The organism is Marinimicrobium sp. UBA4509, assembly GCF_002388575.1.
GTDB classification, from domain to species: Bacteria; Pseudomonadota; Gammaproteobacteria; order Pseudomonadales; family Cellvibrionaceae; genus Marinimicrobium; species Marinimicrobium koreense.
This window is the reverse complement of the sequence record NZ_DGMV01000036.1, coordinates 30465-31209: the sequence shown is the minus strand read 5'-3', so window position 1 is coordinate 31209 and position 745 is coordinate 30465. Positions and strand designations below refer to the sequence as shown.

The following is a 745-nucleotide window of genomic DNA, read 5'->3' as shown; positions in this document are numbered from 1 at the left end:
CGATGGATGAGGCGGAGTGTCAGGAGATTATTGATGCCTGCCGTAAAAACAACGTGAAGCTGAGCATCGGCTACCGGATGCAGCATGAGCCGAATACCCAGACGGTGATGCAGTTCGCCAAGGACAAACCCTACGGGGCGATTGAGCGCATTGATGCGGTGGCGGCATACTCCGGTGGCGAAAATCGCTCGCCGGACAACTGGCGGATGCGTGCCGATATGGGCGGTGGCGCCATGTACGATATGGGCGTCTACCCGCTTAATGGGTCTCGTTATGCCGCCGGTGAGGAGCCGGTAGCGGTGTCCGGTCGACATGAAATTACCCACCCCGAAGCCTTCACCGAAGTGGATTCCACCACCCACTTTACCCTGGAGTTCCCCAGTGGTGCGGTGGCCGAATGTATGACCAGTTTTGTGAAGCCGGGCAATAAGCTGGAGGTGACCTGCGCTGAGGGTTCCTATTACCTGCGGCCCATGTCCAATTACAACGGTGTGCAGGGCGCCACCAGCGATGGCAGGAAACTGGACAAACCCATCGCCAACCAGCAGGCCGCGCAGATGGACGACGATGCCCGGGCCATTTTGCAGGACATGCCGGTCATGGTGCCCGGCGAGGAAGGCTTGAGGGATATTCGCATTGTCCAGGCGATTTTCAAGTCCGCCCGGGAGGATGGTAAGCGGATTGAGTTATAACTCACTTGCTAGTTCCCGAAACGTTACATAGGCACTGCGGAGGCTGGGTATAC

1 protein-coding gene is annotated in these 745 nt (G+C 58.0%); it reads left to right on the top strand.

Features of this window, described 5'->3' with window-relative positions; translation table 11 throughout:
• Positions 1–692, top strand: a 692-nt coding sequence (locus B3520_RS05285; protein WP_286875568.1) for a Gfo/Idh/MocA family protein, incomplete at its 5' end; no start/stop codon positions are given.
• Positions 693–745 lie beyond the last annotated feature (53 nt).